At 70.8% G+C, this 18,327-nt stretch carries 22 protein-coding genes; 7 read left to right on the top strand and 15 right to left on the bottom strand.

Annotation, left to right across the window (positions count from 1 at the left end):
- Positions 1–2 precede the first annotated feature (2 nt).
- The gene (locus tag ACFV9H_RS08625) at positions 3–509 is read right to left on the bottom strand and encodes an SRPBCC family protein (protein WP_385395197.1); all 507 of its coding nucleotides are present in this window, start codon (positions 507–509) and stop codon (positions 3–5) included.
- A gap of 84 nt (positions 510–593) precedes the next feature.
- A complete protein-coding gene (locus ACFV9H_RS08620) occupies positions 594–1,499 on the bottom strand; it encodes a LysR family transcriptional regulator (RefSeq protein ID WP_385395194.1) in 906 nt (301 codons plus the stop codon).
- A gap of 148 nt (positions 1,500–1,647) precedes the next feature.
- On the opposite strand from ACFV9H_RS08620, the gene ACFV9H_RS08615 reads away from it, so the two are divergent.
- Positions 1,648–2,229: a dihydrofolate reductase family protein gene (locus ACFV9H_RS08615; protein ID WP_385395191.1), complete on the top strand. Its 582-nt coding sequence runs from the start codon at positions 1,648–1,650 to the stop codon at positions 2,227–2,229.
- Between the two features lie 22 nt (positions 2,230–2,251).
- Here the strand turns inward: ACFV9H_RS08615 and ACFV9H_RS08610 are convergent, their stop codons facing one another.
- Together ACFV9H_RS08610 and ACFV9H_RS08605 are read right to left on the bottom strand one after the other, a co-directional pair.
- A complete protein-coding gene (locus tag ACFV9H_RS08610) occupies positions 2,252–2,500 on the bottom strand; it encodes a hypothetical protein (protein ID WP_385395188.1) in 249 nt (82 codons plus the stop codon).
- Between the two features lie 57 nt (positions 2,501–2,557).
- Entirely contained in the window at positions 2,558–3,463 is a 906-nt protein-coding gene (locus tag ACFV9H_RS08605) for a LysR family transcriptional regulator (RefSeq protein ID WP_385395185.1), read from the bottom strand.
- Between the two features lie 207 nt (positions 3,464–3,670).
- Between ACFV9H_RS08605 and ACFV9H_RS08600 the strand changes: the two genes are divergently transcribed.
- From ACFV9H_RS08600 to ACFV9H_RS08590, 3 genes are all read left to right on the top strand, one after another.
- Entirely contained in the window at positions 3,671–4,333 is a 663-nt protein-coding gene (locus tag ACFV9H_RS08600) for a hemerythrin domain-containing protein (RefSeq protein ID WP_385395182.1), read from the top strand.
- A gap of 200 nt (positions 4,334–4,533) precedes the next feature.
- Positions 4,534–5,937, top strand: a complete 1,404-nt coding sequence (gene lpdA, locus ACFV9H_RS08595; RefSeq protein ID WP_385395180.1) for a dihydrolipoyl dehydrogenase — start codon at positions 4,534–4,536, stop codon at positions 5,935–5,937.
- Positions 5,938–6,050: 113 nt separating this feature from the next.
- Complete coding sequence (locus ACFV9H_RS08590) at positions 6,051–6,518, top strand: MarR family transcriptional regulator (RefSeq protein ID WP_385395177.1); 468 nt, start codon at positions 6,051–6,053, stop codon at positions 6,516–6,518.
- Positions 6,519–6,549: 31 nt separating this feature from the next.
- Here the strand turns inward: ACFV9H_RS08590 and ACFV9H_RS08585 are convergent, their stop codons facing one another.
- Positions 6,550–7,050: a hypothetical protein gene (locus ACFV9H_RS08585; protein WP_385395175.1), complete on the bottom strand. Its 501-nt coding sequence runs from the start codon at positions 7,048–7,050 to the stop codon at positions 6,550–6,552.
- A gap of 233 nt (positions 7,051–7,283) precedes the next feature.
- Between ACFV9H_RS08585 and ACFV9H_RS08580 the strand changes: the two genes are divergently transcribed.
- On the top strand, positions 7,284–8,105 hold the full coding sequence (locus ACFV9H_RS08580) for a serine protease (protein WP_385395172.1): 822 nt from the start codon (positions 7,284–7,286) through the stop codon (positions 8,103–8,105).
- Between the two features lie 86 nt (positions 8,106–8,191).
- On the top strand, positions 8,192–8,566 hold the full coding sequence (locus ACFV9H_RS08575; protein WP_385395170.1) for a toxin Doc: 375 nt from the start codon (positions 8,192–8,194) through the stop codon (positions 8,564–8,566).
- A gap of 42 nt (positions 8,567–8,608) precedes the next feature.
- On the opposite strand, the gene ACFV9H_RS08570 is transcribed toward ACFV9H_RS08575, so the two are convergent.
- From ACFV9H_RS08570 to ACFV9H_RS08525, 10 genes are all read right to left on the bottom strand, one after another.
- Entirely contained in the window at positions 8,609–8,995 is a 387-nt protein-coding gene (locus tag ACFV9H_RS08570) for a hypothetical protein (protein WP_385395168.1), read from the bottom strand.
- Positions 8,996–9,328: 333 nt separating this feature from the next.
- Complete coding sequence (locus ACFV9H_RS08565; RefSeq protein ID WP_385395165.1) at positions 9,329–10,246, bottom strand: MurR/RpiR family transcriptional regulator; 918 nt, start codon at positions 10,244–10,246, stop codon at positions 9,329–9,331.
- Between the two features lie 63 nt (positions 10,247–10,309).
- On the bottom strand, positions 10,310–10,942 hold the full coding sequence (locus tag ACFV9H_RS08560) for an NADPH-dependent FMN reductase (RefSeq protein WP_385395290.1): 633 nt from the start codon (positions 10,940–10,942) through the stop codon (positions 10,310–10,312).
- 169 nt (positions 10,943–11,111) lie between these two features.
- Positions 11,112–11,453 (bottom strand): TcmI family type II polyketide cyclase, encoded by a 342-nt coding sequence (locus ACFV9H_RS08555; protein ID WP_385395161.1) that lies wholly within the window; start codon positions 11,451–11,453, stop codon positions 11,112–11,114.
- 20 nt (positions 11,454–11,473) lie between these two features.
- A complete protein-coding gene (locus tag ACFV9H_RS08550; RefSeq protein ID WP_385395159.1) occupies positions 11,474–11,950 on the bottom strand; it encodes an SRPBCC family protein in 477 nt (158 codons plus the stop codon).
- A gap of 1 nt (position 11,951) precedes the next feature.
- On the bottom strand, positions 11,952–12,206 hold the full coding sequence (locus ACFV9H_RS08545; RefSeq protein ID WP_385395156.1) for an acyl carrier protein: 255 nt from the start codon (positions 12,204–12,206) through the stop codon (positions 11,952–11,954).
- A 48-nt stretch (positions 12,207–12,254) separates the two neighbouring features.
- Positions 12,255–13,493, bottom strand: a complete 1,239-nt coding sequence (locus ACFV9H_RS08540; protein WP_385395153.1) for a beta-ketoacyl synthase N-terminal-like domain-containing protein — start codon at positions 13,491–13,493, stop codon at positions 12,255–12,257.
- Entirely contained in the window at positions 13,490–14,761 is a 1,272-nt protein-coding gene (locus tag ACFV9H_RS08535; RefSeq protein ID WP_385395150.1) for a beta-ketoacyl-[acyl-carrier-protein] synthase family protein, read from the bottom strand. The genes ACFV9H_RS08540 and ACFV9H_RS08535 overlap by 4 nt, the downstream gene beginning before the upstream one ends.
- Positions 14,758–15,201, bottom strand: a complete 444-nt coding sequence (locus ACFV9H_RS08530; RefSeq protein ID WP_385395147.1) for a cupin domain-containing protein — start codon at positions 15,199–15,201, stop codon at positions 14,758–14,760. The genes ACFV9H_RS08535 and ACFV9H_RS08530 overlap by 4 nt, the downstream gene beginning before the upstream one ends.
- Positions 15,202–15,289: 88 nt before the next feature.
- On the bottom strand, positions 15,290–16,387 hold the full coding sequence (locus ACFV9H_RS08525) for a SchA/CurD-like domain-containing protein (RefSeq protein ID WP_385395145.1): 1,098 nt from the start codon (positions 16,385–16,387) through the stop codon (positions 15,290–15,292).
- Between the two features lie 277 nt (positions 16,388–16,664).
- On the opposite strand from ACFV9H_RS08525, the gene ACFV9H_RS08520 reads away from it, so the two are divergent.
- A complete protein-coding gene (locus ACFV9H_RS08520) occupies positions 16,665–18,296 on the top strand; it encodes an FAD-dependent oxidoreductase (RefSeq protein WP_385395142.1) in 1,632 nt (543 codons plus the stop codon).
- Positions 18,297–18,327 lie beyond the last annotated feature (31 nt).

Genomic DNA, 18,327 nt, shown 5'->3' with positions numbered 1-18,327 from the left:
CCCTATGCCGTCTGGCGGCCGAAACCGGCCGCCAGACGGCCCAGGGTGGTGCGCATCCCCGCGCGGTTGATCTCGACACGGCGCTCCGGGCTCGTCCCGGCGAATACGGAGCCGAGGAGGTCGGTCAGCCGGGCACCGGGGCCCCGGCGCAGGTCCTGCCAGGTCTCGGTGACGAGCGTCCCGTCGCCCTGCGGCTCGAAGCGGTAACCCCACCGGGCGATGGGCAGCCCGAAGATGCCCACGTCGAAGGTGAACTCACCGTGTCCGGCGGGACCTTCGGGAGCCCGCAGGGCCACGATCCGGCCCACCGTGAACCAGAGGAACGGCCCGCGCCGGTTGAATCCGGCGAACCGGCTGCCGACGCCGGCCGGAGGGCGCGGCACCCACACCTTGCGGCATTCCGGGCTCCATCGGCCCATGTTCCGCAGGTCGGACACCACGGCGTGGACGTCCGCGGGCTCGGCGTCCACCACGATCTGCTCCTGCAGGCTCCACTGGCGCTCAGACACCGGTATCCCGCCCGGGCGCCGCGGTGGAGCAGGCCGAACAAGCGATCGTATCCATGGGCGGAGTGTACGGCCTGTCCTCGGCGGTCAGCGGGGGGTCCGTGCGGCCTCTGCCACTTCGAGGATCGTGTCCATGAACAGCCGGGCGCGGGCGGATTCGCTGCCGACGGGCCACATCAGCCCGTACTGGACGGGCGGCGCGTCCCGGAAGGGGACGAAGGCGACTCCGGGGTGCATGTGATGGTGGACGGCACGCGCGCAGACCGCGGTGACGCCCTTGCCCGCGCTGACCTCGGGGAGGACTTCCTGCCAATAGGTGACGGCGCGGCCGCGCGGGACCGGCTTGCCCGAGGGAGTACGGGAGGGGAAGTGCGACTCCTGCCAGTAGTCCGGGATGTCCCCGGCGATGGTGATGAGCGGGGCCTCGGCGAAGTCCTCCAGGGAGACGGTGTCCTGTCGGGCGAGCGGGTGGTCCGCGGGGACGAGGAGAGCCCGGGGTTCGTTGAGGACGACGGCGCCCGTGGTGATGTCCGGCTCGTCGATCGGGAATTCGGAGAGCTGGAGATCGAGTTCACCGGCGCGCAGGGCGCCGAGGGGGTCGTGGATGAGGACTTCCCGGATGCGGAGGTCGACATCGGGATGGCGCATGCGGAAGACATCGGCGGCTCGCACGACGAGATCGCCGCACCACAGGGTGGTGTAGCCGACGCGCAGGACGCCGCTGACCACGCCCGTCGCGGCCATCGCCTTCTGCAGGCCGGCCCTCAGCTGGTCGTACGCCGGCCGCAGGTCGTCGTGGAGCTGCTGTCCCGCGGGTGTGATGCACACGGTGCGGCTGGTACGGGTGAACAGCGGCGTCCCGATGCGGCGTTCCATCTGCTTGAGCGTCTGGCTGACCCGGCCGGTGCTGACGTGCAGCCGGGCCGCCGCGCGGCCGAAGTGCAGTTCATCGGCGAGGGCGAAGAGCGTTTCCAGTTCGAACCGTTCCAACACGCGCCGCTCCACACCGTTGAGTCTGCCTAAAGGAAGCGTTCCATGATCGCTCCTTGATGGGGGGTAAACCAACCCGCAGGGTATTCCTGGGTGCTCCGGAAACACGGCCTTCCGGGCAGCGACGGAACCCTTCCTGGAGGCACGGGGCATGAGCAAGCTGGTGGCGGTGATCTACCTGTCGATGGACGGTGTGGTGGAGGAACCTTCGTGGACGGCGCCTTTCCGGACCGACGATCACGGCAAGTTCCAGGCGGGCCAGCTGGCTCGGAGTCGGGCGCTCGTGCTGGGCAGGAAGACCTACGAAGGGATGTCGAAGGCATGGTCCACCATGGGGGACGCCGACGAGGGCGCGGCACGGTTGAACCACATGCCCAAGTACGTCGCCTCGACGACCTTGAAGAACCCGCAGTGGAACGCCGCGGTCCTGAAGGGGAACGTGGCCGAGGCAGTGGCCGGGCTCAAGGGCGAGCCCGGGCGGGACCTCCTGGTCTACGGCAGCGGCCGACTCGTCAACTACTTCCTCGAGCACCATCTCATCGACGAACTCAAGCTGTTCCTCCACCCGGTCGTCGTGGGCGGCGGGCAGCGGCTGTTCCCCGACAGTGGCGACAGCACGACGTGGACGCTCGCGGGCACGACCACCTTCGACTCGGGAGCGATCGTCCTCGACTACCGTCCGATCGCGGCGGCGGGGTCGGCGCCGGAAGCGAAGGCACGGCCCCCCGCATGACACGGCCGGACCGGGTCGTCGGTCAGGGCAGGTCGGCGGTCGGCGGGTCCGCGTCGTACACGTGGGGGGCGTCCGAGTCCCACTCCACCAGGGGGGTGTCGCCGAGGACGGCCTCGTCGGGATCCGGCAGGCCGGCCAGCCGGAGGAACTCGATGACGTCCTCATCGGAACGGGCCAGCCCCAGGGACTGCTCGCCTGTCCCGGTGCGCAGGGTCACCTGGCGCCCTCCCGAAGGGAAGATGCGGTGCACGACGACGGGTGCGTGATGCATACCCCCACCCTCTCCCCGCCGGCCCGCCCCGGCACCCCGGGGACTCCCGGGATGGGCTCAGCGGGTGGCGCCGGTGAGGTGGCGCGTGCCGAAGTCCCTCGCCGTCCGCACGAACGCTTGCAGCAGGGCGCTCTCGTCCGCGGTGGGCCAGACGAGCGCCCACTCCGTGACCGGGGCGTCGTGGATGGGCAGGAAGGCGATGCCGGGAGGCGTGTAGTAGTGGGGGACGTGGGCGTTGAGGGGGCAGGCCATCTGCCCGGCCGCGATGAGGGCGAGGATCTCGTGGAAGGTCCGGGCCGCCGGCCCGCGCTCGATACGGCGTCCATTCGGGGTGTACGCGGGGATCATGGCCTCGAACCAGTACCCGGGCACCTCGGGGCCCGGGTCGAGTACGCGCAGGTCGCCGAGGTCCTCCAGGGACGCCGTCCCTCGCTCCACCAGGGGGGAGTCCGCGGCGACGGCGAGCACGCGGTCCTCGGTCAGCACCGTGGGGCCGATGCTCAGGTCGGGTTCGTGGACGGGCCGCCAGATCAGTTGCAGGTCGATCTTGCCGGCGCGCAGCGGCTTGAACGGTTCACTGAAGTGGATTTCCACGATCTCGACATCACACTCGGGGTACCGGGCGTGGAAGGCATCGATCAGGGGGCGCAGTTCGTGGCCCAGTATGCCCATGGCGCCCAGCCGCAGTGTCCCCCGCACGCCCTGCGCGGCCTCGCTCGCCCGGGCGATCCCGCCCTGGATCAGGTCGTACGCCTGCTGGAGTTCGGCACGCAGGACCTTGCCGACGGGGGTCAGGGTCACGGTGCGGCTCGTCCGGTCGAAGAGGGTGGCGCCGATGCGCCGTTCCTGCTTCTTGATCGCCTGGCTGACCCGGGCCTGGGAGATCCGCAGCCGTTCGGCGGTCCGGCCGAAGTGCAGTTCTTCCGCCAGGGCCAAAAAGATCTCTATGTCACGTAGTTCCATGGCCGCCCCCGTACCGCGATAACCGCAAGGTTATTGATCAACCCAAGAAGTTTACGTTGATCGTGACGTGGCGCCGGTGGAAGGTGGAGCCGTCCGGCGAATGCCCCGGCCGATCCACCCGGCACCGGTTCCCTACTCCCCCGCCCCCCATTTCCCGGAGGAATCGATCATGCGCAGCCGCCTATCCGCGGGAGGAGAGAGACAGCCGTGAGCGACAGGCTCGACATGACGGTGATGTACGCGACGCACAACAAGCTGCGACGGGAGCTGCGGCACATCGCCCAGGCCACCGCCCGGTTCGAATCGGAACCCCGGTGCATCCTGCGCGTGGGCGCCGACTGGGAAATGTTCAGGCGGACCCTGTCCGCCCACCAGTCCGCCGAGGACGACGCGCTGTGGCCGCCGCTGCGCCAGGCCCTCGAGGGCCGACCGTACGACCTCACGCGGCTGGAGGCGATGGAAGCCGAGCACGCCGCGATCGCGGCGCTCGTCGGTGCCATCAACGGGGCCCTGACCGCCCCCGGCATCGCCCTGGACCTGTTCGGTGAGCTCACCGAAGCCCTGCTGTCCGGTCTGCGCGGGCATCTCGACCACGAAGAGGAGGCCTTGTTCCCGCTGGTCCAGGCCGCCTTGGGCGAGGACGCGTGGGACCGCTTCCGGCAGGTGCACGCCCGCCGGGTCGGACCGTACGCACCCCAGCTCCTGCCGTGGCTCCTGGACGGCGCCGACGAGCAGACGGTGTCCTCCGTGCTGGCCTCGTTCCCGGCGCCCGCGCGGCGGGCGTACGTGCACCGGTGGCGGCTCTCCTCCGAGGCACTCGACCGCTGGAGCGCCGAGGCCACCGTGCCGGCCCGGCCTGAACCGACCTGACCCGCCTGACCCGACCTGACCCGGCCTCACCACCGAGGCCCCGAGCCATCGGCTTCCGTATCGCTGCGGCGACGGCTGCCCTGGCGGGATCACGCTGCTGGACCGGTGCGGCGGTCCGGCGGCCGACCATCCTGCCGGTATGGCGGGCCCGCAGGGCATCCGCCTGATCCCCTTCATTTCCGACCCTCAAGGAATTCCTCATGTGCAAGCGCTTCGACGTCGTCGTACTCGGTGCGGGGCCCGGCGGTTACGTCGCCGCCATCCGCGCCGCCCAACTGGGCAAGCGGGTCGCGATCGTGGAGGAGAGGTACTGGGGCGGTGTCTGCCTCAACGTCGGCTGCATCCCCACGAAGGCGCTGCTGCGCAACGCCGAACTGGCGCACCTCTTCACGCACGAGGCCAAGACCTTCGGCATCGAGGTGGAGGGCCGGGTGTCGTTCGACTACGGCGCGGCGTTCCGGCGCAGCCGCCAGGTCGCCGACGGCCGGGTCAAGGGCGTCCACTTCCTGATGAAGAAGAACGGGATCACGAAGTTCGACGGCCGGGGCACCTTCCTGGACGCGAACACCCTCGAGGTCGCCCAGTCGGACGGCACCATCTGCGCGATCTCCTTCGACAACTGCATCATCGCGACCGGCGCCACACCGCGGCTGCTGCCCGGCACGCGGCGCAGCGAGCGGGTGGTGACGTACGAGGAGCAGATCCTCAGCGACGGCGTGCCGGATTCGATCGTGATCGCGGGCGCCGGCGCCATCGGCATCGAATTCGCCTACGTACTGCACAACTACGGCGTGAAGGTCACCATCGTCGAGTTCCTGGACCGGATCGCCCCGCTGGAGGACGCCGACGTGTCCGCCGAGCTCGCCAGGCGGTACCGCAGGCTCGGCATCGACGTGCTCACGTCGACCAGGGTCGAGGAGATCGACGAGTCGGGCCCGCGGGTGCGCGTGACGGTCACCGGGAAGGACGGCGCGCAGAAGGTCCTGGAGGCCGACAAGGTGCTCCAGGCGATCGGCTTCGCGCCGAACGTCGCGGGGTACGGCCTGGAGGCCACGGGCGTACGTCTCACAGAGCGCGGCGCGATCGAGGTCGACGGCCGCTGCCGTACCTCGGCGGCGCACATCTACGCCATCGGCGACGTCACGGCCAAGCTGATGCTCGCGCACACCGCCGAGGCGATGGGCGTCGTCGCCGCCGAGACGATCGCGGACGCGGAGACGATGGAGCTGGACTACGCGATGATCCCGCGCGCCACCTACTGCCAGCCGCAGATCGCGAGCTTCGGGTGGACCGAGGCGCAGGCCAGGGAGAAGGGGTTCGACGTCGCGGTCGCCAAGTTCCCGTTCACCGCCAACGGGAAGGCGCACGGCCTGGGCGACACTGCCGGCTTCGTGAAGCTGATCAGCGACGCCACACACGGCGAGATCATCGGAGCCCACCTGATCGGCCCCGACGTCACCGAGCTGCTGCCGGAGCTGACCCTGGCCCAGCAGTGGGATCTGACCGTGCACGAGGTCGCCCGCAACGTGCACGCCCATCCGACCCTGGGCGAAGCCGTCAAGGAGGCCGTCCACGGACTGGCCGGCCACATGATCAACTTCTGAGCCCGATCCGAGAGGCCCGGCCGCGCCCCGGAGCACGTCATCCCCGCGCCCGGCATCCACGGCCGGGGCGCCGGCGGGCCGACCCAACCCCAAGCACCAGGAGGAAACACCTCATGACGACCCAGCAGATCTCCGACGCCGAACTCGCCGGACAGCCCGCCGCCTACTGGACCGGAGTCGCCTACGAGGCGCTCGTCGCGTTCACCCGGGCGCGGATGAACGACAAGGGCTACACCCACCCCCAGCTGTGGCTGTTGCGCAACCTGTCGGAGAACGACATCTCGCCCGACGGCAAGGGGATGACCCTGGTCGAGCTGCGGGAGGCCATGGCCTCCTACATCCGGCCCGAGGACGACCTGGCCGCGGAGTCCGAGGTGCTGGTGGACCGCGGCTGGCTGACCCGGGACGCCGAGAACCGGCTGTGGCTCACCGAGGAGGGGGAGCAGGCCCGCGTCGACCTCGCACGCAACGCCCCCGCGATCCGTGCCGCCCTCCACGAAGGCATCGACGACGCGGACTACGTCACCACCCTGAAGGTGCTCCGGCAACTGATCCGCAACGCGGGCGGCACGGTCGCCTGACAGACCGAGCAGGCCCGATCCACAAGACCCCCTAGGCCTTGCGGCCACCGACGGGGGCGGCGGCGTCGGTGATGCGGAACATCGAGGGGTCCGGGTAGGTCGCCTTCTCCGCCTGCAGCACCTCCTCGATCGTCGTGCGGAAGGCGTCGTCGAAGAGGCCCACCGATTGCAGCAGCCGCAGGCCCCGCAGGGTCGGGTCGAGCAGCGGACGGGCCATCCGGGCGGCGCCGCCGGAGACGGCGGTGAAGCCCGTCCGCGACATCTCGTACCGTCCGGCCACCCGATCCTCGAAGCCCGCGCTCGCGTAGCCGACGACGAGCGCGAGGTCGGTGAGGAACTTGCGGGCGCCGCGGGCCATCTCCTCGGCGCCCTGGAGGGTCTGGACGGAGCCGCCCGCCACCTTGAAGTCGTCGCCGTTGCGCTGCAGACCGCGTGCCTCGTACACGGCGAGTGCCTCCTCGAAGAGCCGGCCCGCCTCGTCGACCGTCTTCATCGCCGTCACGAGCTGCTCGATGTCGATCTCGCGCTTCACTCTGCCTCCAGATCCGGAACGGTGCTGCACAGACCGTAGGAGGCGAAACCTCCGCTACGGAACACCCGTGCGGCGGCGAGATCTGCCCGCCCCCGAAGGGCTCCCGGCCCCTCCCCCGCTTCGGGTTCCCAACTCACCACGCCCTCTTGCGGCTTGAGCCCCCAGCTCTCAACAATGCGCATGACAACCGAAGGATCTTCGGTCGTGTTTTGTCCTCAGAGGGGAACCCCCACATGAAGAAGCCTCTCGTCGGCGCGTTACTCACCCTGCTCCTGATCGGAGCGGCGGCCGCCCCCGCGGCGGCCTCGGGCCAGGCCGCCGTCACGGTCGACTTCGCGGGCACCGTCGCGCTGAGCAACTGCTCCGGCTCCGTCGTCCGCGCGCCCGCGTCGCAGCCCAACGACCCCGCGCTCGTCCTGTCCAACGGGCACTGCCTGGAAACCGGCTTCCCGGCGGCCGGCGAAGTCATCAAGGACCAGCGGTCCAGCCGCTCGTTCAGCCTGCTCAACTCGTCCGGAACCAAGGTCGCGACGCTGCGCGCGAGCAAGATCTCGTACGCGACGATGACCGACACGGACATCTCGATCTACCAACTGACCAAGACCTACGCCCAGATCCAGAGCCAGTACGGCATCAGCCCGCTGACCCTGAACGACGCGCACCCGGTGCAGGGTTCGGCGATCAGCGTGGTGTCGGGGTACTGGAAGCGGATCTACAACTGCGACATCGACGGCTTCGCCTACCGCCTCAAGGAGGGCGACTGGACCTGGAAGGACTCGGTCCGCTACACCTCGTCCTGCAACACCATCGGCGGCACCTCCGGTTCGCCGGTGATCGACAGGACGACGGGCAAGGTCGTCGCCGTCAACAACACGGGCAACGAGGACGGCGCGAGCTGCACCGTGAACAACCCGTGCGAGGTGGACCAGAACGGCAACGTGACGGTCCGCCAGGGCATCAACTACGCGCAGGAGACGTACATCATCGTCCCCTGCATAGGCCCCAAGAACGTGATCGACCTGAACCGGCCCGGCTGCGTCCTGCCCAAGCCGTAGCACCCCGCGCGGGCATCCCCGCCCGAGTCTCCCCGCCCGACCCGAAAAGCCCCACGGCCGGGCCCCGGGCGGGGATACTCGGACGCGTGGAACTGCACATCGATCACCGCTGGCTGCTGGAGCGGCAGGAGGCCCTGTTCAAGGACGTGGAAGTGGCCGACCACTCCGCCCTGGTCGCCGCCGTCGCCCGGCACCGGGTCAACACGCCGAGCCTGGACGTGGACGACCCCGACGCCTATTGGCGCGCGGCCGCCCTGCTCGAAGCGATCGTCCTGCTCCGCCCGCTCCCGGACTCCAACGAGTACTTCGCGTACGGGGTCGCCGTCGCGTACGTCGAGGCGTCCGGGGGGACGGTGGACGCCTCCTACGAGCAGTGGCGCGAGCTCATCACGGACATCCGCACGCTCCGCGCCACCGTCTACGACGTCGCCGACCGCCTGCGCTCCTGGCGGAGCGCGTAGCGGGAGCGGGAGCAGGAGCAGGAGCGGGAACCGAGGCCGGGGTCAGCGCCTGCGCTGGGCTGGGGTCCCGACGAGGAGCGCGTCGCTGACGAGCCGCGCGCCGCGGGAGAGGCGGCTCAGCTGTTCCAGCTCCACCGCGTACATCCGGATCGTGTTCTCTATGACGGACTCGGCCATGCCCAGCATGGGCAGTTCGGCCCGGCTGGTCTGCATGGCCACCCGTACCGCGCGCATCTCGTGCTGCAACTGGAGCTGGACGTGCCGGGCCAGGAGTGCGTGGTGGCGGGTCAGGGTCAGGTAGCCGCCGTAGCGGGCCGGCAGGAGGTCCCGCAGCCAGCGCGTGGCGCTGCGTTCCCAGTCGTGGGTCCCGGGGGCCTTGACCTGCAGGGGCCAGTCCGGGCTGCGCGTGAGGGTCGCCGTCTGGGGCATTCTCGTCACTTCCGAGTGGTGTCGAAACTCTGATCGAGACGTTGCTTGGGGGCGGCCTCGGTCCAGGGGTTGACCGAGGCCGCCATGGGCGCCCTGCGGGATCCGTAAGCCTGGACTCGGCATTCGTCACGACGTGAGGAGGTTCGTCGTGCCGGCTGCCCGTTCGGGAGGACTTGGGGAGAGTCCTCCTTGGCATCTTGGTGGATCCGGAGCGCCGCCGTCAGTAAACATATATACCGTCGAGTAGGCAAGGGTATGAAAAATTTCATGCACCTTGATGCATGAATATGTCCAGGTCGAAGCCGGTTCGAGCGGCCTCGGGAGGGGGCGGTCCTACAGGAAGAAGTGGTGCTGCTCGGCAGCGTGCTCGTACTGCTCCAGCCGGGCCTGCGTGCGCTCCGGGTCGGCGTCGGCCATCGACTGGAGCAGGGCCGCGGAGAGCATCCCGGGGGCCGCGTACGAGTCGAACACCAGGCGCGAGCCGGTCCCGGCGGTCAGCACCACGTCCGCCTCGTCCACCAGCGGCCCGACGGTCGGGTCCGTGATCAGTACGACGCGCAGCCCCGCGCTGCGGGCGGACCGGAGCGCGGCCAGGGTCTCCTTGGCGTGCCGGGGCATGGCGAAGGCCAGCACCCACGTCCCGCCGGCCGCCCTGGACTGGAGCAGGGCGTCGAAGGCGACGCTCCCGCCGCGGGTCACCAGGCGTACGTCGGGGTGGATGCGCCGGGCCGCGTACGCGAAGTACTCCGCGAGCGAGACCGAGATGCGCAGGCCGAGGACGGTCAGGGGGACCGAGGCCGCCAGGTCGCGGCCGATGTCGAGCACCTGGTTGGTGTCGGCGAGCAGCCTGCGTACGTTCTCCAGGTTCTCGATCTCGGCGTCGACGGCGGCCTGCAGCTCGTTGCGGCGGATCTGCTCGCGGGTGTCGGGGGCTCCGGCGACCGCGCTCAGCGCGATCGGCTGGAGCACGTCGCGCAGGGCCGGGTAGCCGCTGAAGCCGAGGGAGGCGGCGAAGCGGGTCACGGACGGCTGGCTGACGCCCACCCGCTCGGCGAGTTCGGTGATCGAGAGGAACGCGGCTTCGGTGAGGTGGTCGATCAGGTACTGGGCGATGCGCCGCTGGCCGGGGGACAGCCGGTGGCCGTCGAAGAGCGCGAGGAGCCGGTCGGCCGGAGGGCGGACCTCCTGGGACGACTGATCGCTCGGCTTGATCGCGGCCGCCTGCGCGCGTGCCTGCTGCCCCGATGACACGGGAGGGCCTCCTTCTCACCGACACTCGCGCTCAAACATAACTCACAGCGCACCTTACGAAGATCAATCCTGGGCGCGGGAGGTGACCGGGGCGTCGGTGCGGTCGCCCAGGAACTCGTACCAGCGACGCTGCAGGGAGAGGTAGCGGGTGTCCGCCTCGACGAGGTCGAGGAAGGAGCCGATCGTCGTGGCGAGCCGCTCACCGAGGCCCTCGTCGGCGAGGGCGCCGGTCTCCGCGAACGCGTGGTGCGCGCCCGCGAGGCTGAACATGTCGGGGTAGACGCGGGCGCCGAGGTGCTCCAGCGGGACGCGCAGGGCCCAGAGCCCGCGGTTGCCGCCGACCATCGAGGGCGAGGCGGAGACCAGCATGGCCTGCTTGTCCTTGAAGGGCTGCGGGCGGTACCGGGAGACCCAGTCGATGGCGTTCTTCAGTACGCCCGGGACGGAGGCGTTGTACTCCGGGGAGGCGATGACCAGCGCCTGCGCGGCCTCGATCCGCTCGCACAGGGCCAGCGCCCCCTTCGGCAGCCCCTCGTCGGCCTCCGCGTCGCCGTCGTAGGGCGGCATGGGGAAGTCCCCGAGCGTGGCGGGGTCGGCGACCGCCCCGGCCCGGCCGATCTGGGCGGCGACGAGGGCCGCGAGGCGCGCGTTGACCGATCCCGTGCGGGAGGACCCGGAGAGGACGAGTACGCGCAGGGAGCCGCGGCCGTGCTCGCCGTCGTGCGGACGGGCCGGATCCGTCGGGAAGTGGTCGGGGTCGTGATCGGTCTGGGTCATCACCGTCTCCTGATCTTCCTGCTGGGAGGTGGGGCACGCGCGGCGGGACCCGCACACGCGGTGTGCGGGTCCCGTCCGGGCCGCCGGGTCACTTGGCGCGGGGGTTCTCCCAGCGGTAGAACTCGTGGGCCATCGCGTCCTTCGGACTGCGCCAGGTCTCCGGGTCGTGCGGACTGACGTACGCGGTCAGCCGGTCGCTGAGCTGCCGGAACTCGGGGTGGTCGGTGACCTTCGCGATGGCCGGGCCCGGGGGCCGGTCCGACTCGATGAGGTGGAGGTACACGTCACCGAACTGGAACAGGCTTCGGCGGGTGACCCCGACCAGGTGCGGGAGTTCACCGGCGTCCGAGTCGGCGAACAGGTCGGCGATGTCGGGGGCCGACTCCGGCGCCATCCGGGCGACGATGAGAGCGCGGTGCTTGCTGTGCATCCTGCTGTGCGCCTTTCGTTTCAGAGACGGTCGGCGGCGGGGAACCGGCTCGCGTGCTGCTCGATCTTGTCCCGGATCAGCGCCATCTGGATCTTGGAGTTCCGGTTGATGTTGTCGGTCATCCACGCGTCGTCGACCGGGGCCGTCGGCTTCATCGCGAAGTCCTGGGTCCACTTCATCCGCGTGCCGCCGCCCGGCACTTCGGAGTACTGCCAGTGGATGTCCATGTGGGCGAACGGGCCGGTCTCCACGCGCCGCGCCCTGACCTGGAGGCCCTTGCGGTCGACGGTCCGCTCCGAGACCCAGCTCCACACGGTCCCGTTCTCGTCGGGGTGCATGGTCAGCCGGAAGCGGGTGGTGTCCCCCTTCTCTTCGAGGATGTCGAGCGAGGCGTACTCGCTGAACAGCTTCGGCCAGTTCGGCAGGTCGTTGGTCACCTCCCACACGATGTCGACGGGCGCGTTGACGGTGATCTCGTTCTCGGTGTGTCCTGCCATCTCATGCTCCGGTCATCAGGCTGTTGTTGACGAGGTCGAGGAATTCCCCGGGGGTCTTGCAGCGGTCGGCGTCGGTGGGCAGGGCCCGTCCGCGCCGGTTCTCCAGCTCGCCGACGATGCCCAGCAGGCCCAGCGAGTCGAGGCCGTAGTCGTCGAAGGCGGAGTCCGGACGGTTCGCCATCTCGGAGGGGTCGACGGTGATGCCGGCGGTCTTCATCAGGGCCGCCAGCTCCTCCAGGGTCAGTCGGTCGGACATGGTCGCTTCTCTCTCTTCGTGGAACGGGACCGCACGAGTCCCTCCGGACTACTGGGGCGCCGAGGTGCCCTTGCGAAGGACGAGCGCGGAGTTCGAGCCCATCCGGCCCCGGCTGAGCACGAGCGCGGTGCGCAGCTCCGCGGGGCGGGCGCTGCCGGTCACCACGTCGAGGTCGTGGCACACGTCGTAGACGTTGGGGGTCGGCGGGACGACGCCGTGCTCCAGTGCCAGGGCCGCGGCGGCCGTGTCGAGGGCGGGCGCCGCGCAGTAGGCCCTGCCGGTACCGGACTTGGGTGCCGTGACGGGCACCTTGCGCCCGTGCCCGCCGAGGGCCTCGGCGATGGCCGCGGCCTCGGCGGCGTCGGCCTCGGGGGTGCCGAGCGCGTCGGCGAAGACGACGTCGACCTCCTCGGGGGCGCAGCCGGCTTCCCGGAGCGCGCCGCGGATGGCGTGGGCGAGGCCCTCGCCGGACTCCTCCGGGCGCAGGGTGCCGGTGAAGGTCGCGGCGTGGCCGGCGAGTACGGCGCGTACGGTGGCGCCGCGGCGCCGCGCCGCTTCCTCGTCCTCGACGACGAACATCGCGCCGCCCTCCGCGGGGACGTACCCGCAGGCCTTGGCGGTGAACGGCCGGTAGGCCCGCTCGGGGTCGTCCCGGGTGCTCAGTCCCTCGTACTCCAGCTGGCAGACGATGGAGTACGGCGCGAGCGGCGCCTCGGTGGCGCCGACCAGCATCGCGCGGCTGCCCTGGCGGATGGCCCGGGTGGCGTGCGCGAAGGCGTCCAGTCCGCCCGCCTCGTCACTGGCGACGACCCCGCAGGGGCCCTTGAGGCCCCGGCGGATGGAGATCTGGCCGGTGCTCGCGGCGTAGAACCAGGCGATGGACTGGTACGGGCCCACGTAGCGCGGCCCCTGCTCCCAGAGGTGTTGCAGCTCGCGCTGTCCGAACTCGCCGCCGCCGGATCCGGCCGCGGTGACGACCCCGATGGAGTAGGGGTCGCCCTCGTAGTCGGCACGGCCGAGCCGGGCGTCCTCCAGGGCGAGGTCGGCCGCGGCGAGCGCGTGGTGGGTGAAGCGGTCGGTCTGGACGAGGAAGCGGTCCTCGACCATCGTGCCGGGGTCGAATCCGCGCACCTCGCCGGCCACGCGCAGCGGGAGGTGCTCGCACCCGGCCCTGGTGACGCGGTCCAGCACGCTGACGCCGGACTGGGTCGCCTTCCAGAAGGCGTCGACGCCGATGCCGTTGGGCGAGACGACCCCGATGCCCGTGATGACCGTTCGACCGGTCATGACACCTCCTCCTTTGGTCGGGACATGACGACGGCGGACTGGAACCCGCCGAAGCCGCTGCCGACGGACAGGACGTTGCGCAGGGTGCGGGCGCGGGCGGTGCGCGGGACGTAGTCCAGGTCGCACTCGGGGTCGGGCGTCTCGTAGTTGGCGGTCGGCGGGACCACCTGGTGCTTCATCGCGAGGACGCAGGCGGCGAGTTCGATCGCCCCGATGGCGCCGAGGGAGTGGCCCACCATGGATTTGATGGACGTCATCGGCGTCTTGTAGGCGTGGTCGCCCAGGACCCGCTTGACCGCCGCCGTTTCGTGGCGGTCGTTCTGCTTGGTCCCGGAACCGTGCGCGTTGACGTAGTCGATCTCGTCGGCGCCGATCCGGGCCTGGGCCAGGGCTGTCTCGATCGCGCGGGCCATCTCCAGGCCCTCGGCGGTCAGACCGGTCATGTGGTGGGCGTTGCCGAAGGTGGCGTAGCCGCCGATCTCGCAGTAGACGGTCGCACCGCGGGCGCGGGCGTGTTCCAGCTCTTCGAGTACGAGGATCGCGCCGCCCTCGCCGAGGACGAATCCGTCCCGGTCGGCGTCGAACGGCCGGGAGGCGTGGGCCGGATCGTCGTTGTTCGGCGAGGTCGCCTTGATGGCGTCGAAGCAGGCCACGGTGATCGGCGATATGGGTGAGTCGGAGGCGCCGGCGATGCACACGTCCATCCGGCCCTCCGCGATGGAGTGGACGGCGTACCCGATGGCGTCGAGTCCGGACGTGCATCCCGTGGAGACCGTCTGCACCGGGCCGCGCGCTCCCGTCTGCTCCGCGACGGCGGAGGCGAGCGTGGCGGGCGTGAACGCCCGGTGCAGGTGGCGTCCGGCGAGCCGGTGGTCGACGTCCCACCAGGCACCGGACTGGCTCACGGCCACGTAGTCGTGCTCCAGACGGGTGGTGCCGCCGACGGCGGTGCCGAGGGAGACCCCGGTCCGCCAGGCCTCGTCCGTGGTGAGGTCGAGTCCGGAGTCGCGCAGCGCCTCGCGGGCGGCGACCAGGGCGAACTGGATGTACCGGTCGGCCCGGGCCGAGTCCTCCTCGGTGAGGCCGTGCGCGGCGGGGTCGAAGTCGACCTCCGCGGCTATCCGGGAGCGGAACCCCTCCGGGTCGAAGAGGGTGATCCCGCGGGTCGCCGTACGACCGTTGGACAGCAGGTCCCAGAAGGCCGAGACCCCGATCCCGCCGGGGGCGACGACGCCGACCCCGGTCACCGCCACCCGGCGGCCGGTCACGAGACCGCTCCCGTGCGGTCCGGGGGTTGCGCCCAGGCGGTGCTCTCCGGGTGCGGGGCCGCCTCGGTGTCCACGTGGCCGAGCTCGGGGCGCGGGGCGAGCGGGCCGAGGTGGAAGACCATGCGGGCCTCGGTGTCGCCGACGTTGCGGAACCGGTGGCGCACGTTGAGGGGTACCAGCAGCCCCTGGTCGACGCGCAGCGGATGGGCCTCACCGTCGAGGTCGACCTCCAGCCGGCCGGCGACCACGTACACGAACTCCTCGGAGTACGGGTGGTAGTGCTCGGCGATGGACTCCCCGGGCGCCATGATCGCCATGCCCATGAAGCCGCTGGTGGAGCCCACCGAGGTCGGGGTGAGCACGGCCCTCAGGTCGCCACCGCGCCGGCGGTTGGGCGGCGTCTCGCTGAGGTCGACGATGCGTGGGCGCTGTTGGGTCATGGCGGGTTCCTCCTGGCGTGTGGGGTGCCTGGACGGTGATGTGGGGTGGAGATCGGAGTGGTCTCCGGGGTGGGGGGACCGAGCTGGATCAGGACTGCGCGGGAGCCCGCCGGTCGGTGATCAGGTTCATGGTGTGACGCGCGGCGCGGGCCCGCCCGCCGGGCGCGGCCATCAGGCGCTCCAGCACGGCGGCCTTGCGCGGGTTCGAGGCGCCTAGGGTCGCTGTCGGCTCGGCGTCGAACGGGCCGCTCACGTCGATCAGGCGGACGACGATGTCGTCGCGCTGGAAGATGCTGCTGCTCCGAACGGGGCTCGCGGGGACGTGCGCGGCGGCCTCGTCCTGCCGGGCCAGGAACTTGGCGAGCGCGGCCCCGCAGCCGGGCTTGGCCGGGTAGAACAGCGCGTGGCGGCTCACGTCGGCGGAGTCGGGCTCCTCGGCGGCGATGTGGTGGACCGCCGGGAGGGCCGCGCGCATGAAGAACATGCGGGCGGACTCGGGGTCGCCGAGGTCCCGGTCCTGTTCGAGGTAGGGGTTGATGGCCTCCTCGACGGCGCGCACCTCGGGCTGTTCGGAGACGTGCCGCAGGGCCGCCATCAGGTCGCCCTGGACCTCCACCGTTCGTACCACCCGGTTGCCGTGCATGAAGAGCGAGGTGCGGCACAGGCGGGTGTGGTCGTCGACGCGGGCCGCCGGGGAGGCGTAGCTGGAGAGGATCTCGGCGACCTGCTTCTCGCTGCCCGGCTTGACGGTGAAGGTGAGGGCGTGGCGCACGATGCCGGCGCCGAGCCGGGGCACGGGCTGTAGCCGGGCCGTGGCCGGGCGCGAGGCCTGGCGGTAGCCGCGGCCGGTCTCGCGCAGAACGGTGAACTTGAGCGGGCGCATCGCGCGGGCGCAGGCTCCCAGCGGCTTCACCTGTTGGGCGTGGTGCTCGCTGTTGACCCAGGCGAGGTACTGCGGGGCGCTCTCCCACTCGCTCGTGATGAGCCATTGGGAGGGATTCTCGAAGGACTGGCACAGCTGATCGCTGATGTGTCCGGGAACCGACGCGATGTCGTCGCGGAGTTTCTCGTACGCCTCGAAGAACTCCTGCTGGCGCCCCTCATGGAGGTCCATCAGCAGGACGACCCGGAGCATGGAGCCGTCGAAGGCTGACTGCGACACCCGTTCGGACAGGGTGGTTGTCATCTACTCACTCCTTCATGAGGGGGTGGAGATCCATCGCGTACGGACCCCTCGTCCGTCACCGGTGGCGTCCACCCGGGCCGGCGGCCGCCTCTGTCGGGAACGGCAGGCCGGGCGCGTCTGTCGGGGGCGCCGCTGTCGCTCATCGTCGTCCGGGTGAGGGCGTACCGCTACATGTCCGGATCAAGCGGGTGACAACCGGCGAATCAACCGGGCCTGATCTCCGATCGGTGGCATAAAGACTCCACTCCCCCACACAGAAAACAGGAGCCCGCAGCTGATGGAAGACAAAGCCGATGTTCGCGTACCGGTTCTCGTCGTGGGCGGCTCCCTCGTGGGCCTGTCCACGTCGCTTTTCCTGAGCCGCCACGGAGTGAGACACCTGCTCGTCGAGAAGCACTCCGGTACCTCCGCGCACCCGCGCGGCCGGGGCATCAACGCCCGGACGATGGAGCTGTTCCGAACGGCGGGAGCCGAGCACGCGATCCGCCGAGCGGCGTCCGTATTGGAGGGCAACCAGGGCATTCTGCAGGCCACGTCATTGGTCGACGGCGAGCGCAACTGGCTGATCAAGTCCATCGATCCGTCCGGGGCGCTCAGCCGGTTCAGCCCGACCGGCTGGTGCCTGTGCAGCCAGAACAACATCGAGCCGGTGCTGGCCGCGCAGAGCCGCGCGCTGTGCGCCGACATCCGCTTCTCCACCGAGCTGATGACCTTCGACCAGGACGCGACGGGGGTGAGCGCCATCGTGAAGGACCGGGAGACCGGCGAGCACACCACCGTGCGCGCGGACTTCCTGATCGCGGCGGACGGGCCGCGCAGCCCCGTCCGGGAGCAGCTGCGCATCCCCCAGACGGGGGGCGGCGAGCTGTTCCACAACGTGAGCGTGACCTTCCGCTCGCAGCGGCTCCCCGAGGTGCTGGGCGATCTGCGGTTCATCGTCTGCTACTTGATGCGCCCGGGCGCCGACGGGGCGCTGCTCCCGGTGGACAACGGCACGCAGTGGGTGTTCCACGCCCCCTGGCACCCGGAGGACGGCGAGACGCTGGAGGACTTCACCGACGAGCGGTGCGTGGACCAGATCCGGGCCGCGATCGGCGTGCCCGACCTGGACGTGGTGATCAGCGGCAAGGCGCCGTGGCACGCCGCCGAACGGGTGGCGCAGCGGTACTCCTCCGGTCGGGTGTTCCTGGCCGGGGACGCGGCCCACGAGATGTCCCCCACCGGCGCGTTCGGTTCGAACACCGGCATCCAGGACGCCCACAACCTGGCCTGGAAGATCGCCGCGGTGCTGGACGGCTCGGCCGGCCCGGGACTGCTCGACACGTACGAGACCGAGCGGCTGCCGGTGGCCATCGCCACGAGCGAGCGCGCCTCGGCCCGTTCGGCCGAGCACAGCCACCCGGGGTACGCCCCGCCGCCCACGATGGGTGGCGGGCCGGGCAGTGGGGTCCTCACCACGGCGATGGGCTACTGCTACCCGCGGGGCGCGGTCGTCGGCGGAGACCCCGGCAGGCCGATCATCCCGGAGACGCTGCACATGAAGGGCGAGACCGGCACCCGGGCCCCGCACATGTGGCTGACCAGGTCCGGTGAGCGGATCTCCTCGCTGGACCTTTACGAGCGCTCGTTCGTGCTGCTCAGCGGCGCGGGGACGCCGTGGCGGGCGGCCGCCGAACAGGTGGCCGGGGAGCTGTCGGCGCGGCTGGACGCCCACACCATCGGCTCCGGGCCGGGCGCGGACCTGGTGCCGGAGGGCGACGCCGACTGGGCGCAGGTCCACGGGATGAGCCCCGAGGGCGCGGTGCTCGTACGGCCGGACGGGTTCGTGGCGTGGCGCTCGGAGGGCGCCGTGCCCGACGCCCGGGCGGCGCTGCTGGGCGCCCTCTCGACGGTGCTGCGCCGGGCGTGACCACCTTGTTCCTCCTTCCGCCGGCCGTGCG

Origin of the sequence: Streptomyces sp. NPDC059874, from assembly GCF_042731135.1 — a bacterium.
GTDB lineage: Bacteria > Actinomycetota > Actinomycetes > Streptomycetales > Streptomycetaceae > Streptomyces.
Note: the sequence above shows the minus strand (reverse complement) of the source record. Positions and strands in the feature narration are given on the sequence as shown.

Excerpts from the sequence above, each read along its gene's own strand:
- ACFV9H_RS08615 (WP_385395191.1), top strand. The coding sequence starts at position 1,648 with ATGAGCAAGCTGGTGGCGGTGATCTACCTGTCGATGGACGGTGTGGTG.
- ACFV9H_RS08610 (WP_385395188.1), bottom strand. The coding sequence starts at position 2,500 with ATGCATCACGCACCCGTCGTCGTGCACCGCATCTTCCCTTCGGGAGGG.
- ACFV9H_RS08605 (WP_385395185.1), bottom strand. The coding sequence starts at position 3,463 with ATGGAACTACGTGACATAGAGATCTTTTTGGCCCTGGCGGAAGAACTG.
- lpdA (WP_385395180.1), top strand. The coding sequence starts at position 4,534 with ATGTGCAAGCGCTTCGACGTCGTCGTACTCGGTGCGGGGCCCGGCGGT.
- ACFV9H_RS08590 (WP_385395177.1), top strand. The coding sequence starts at position 6,051 with ATGACGACCCAGCAGATCTCCGACGCCGAACTCGCCGGACAGCCCGCC.
- ACFV9H_RS08580 (WP_385395172.1), top strand. The coding sequence starts at position 7,284 with ATGAAGAAGCCTCTCGTCGGCGCGTTACTCACCCTGCTCCTGATCGGA.
- ACFV9H_RS08570 (WP_385395168.1), bottom strand. The coding sequence starts at position 8,995 with ATGCCCCAGACGGCGACCCTCACGCGCAGCCCGGACTGGCCCCTGCAG.
- ACFV9H_RS08555 (WP_385395161.1), bottom strand. The coding sequence starts at position 11,453 with ATGCACAGCAAGCACCGCGCTCTCATCGTCGCCCGGATGGCGCCGGAG.
- ACFV9H_RS08550 (WP_385395159.1), bottom strand. The coding sequence starts at position 11,950 with ATGGCAGGACACACCGAGAACGAGATCACCGTCAACGCGCCCGTCGAC.
- ACFV9H_RS08545 (WP_385395156.1), bottom strand. The coding sequence starts at position 12,206 with ATGTCCGACCGACTGACCCTGGAGGAGCTGGCGGCCCTGATGAAGACC.
- ACFV9H_RS08540 (WP_385395153.1), bottom strand. The coding sequence starts at position 13,493 with ATGACCGGTCGAACGGTCATCACGGGCATCGGGGTCGTCTCGCCCAAC.
- ACFV9H_RS08530 (WP_385395147.1), bottom strand. The coding sequence starts at position 15,201 with ATGACCCAACAGCGCCCACGCATCGTCGACCTCAGCGAGACGCCGCCC.
- ACFV9H_RS08525 (WP_385395145.1), bottom strand. The coding sequence starts at position 16,387 with ATGACAACCACCCTGTCCGAACGGGTGTCGCAGTCAGCCTTCGACGGC.
- ACFV9H_RS08520 (WP_385395142.1), top strand. The coding sequence starts at position 16,665 with ATGGAAGACAAAGCCGATGTTCGCGTACCGGTTCTCGTCGTGGGCGGC.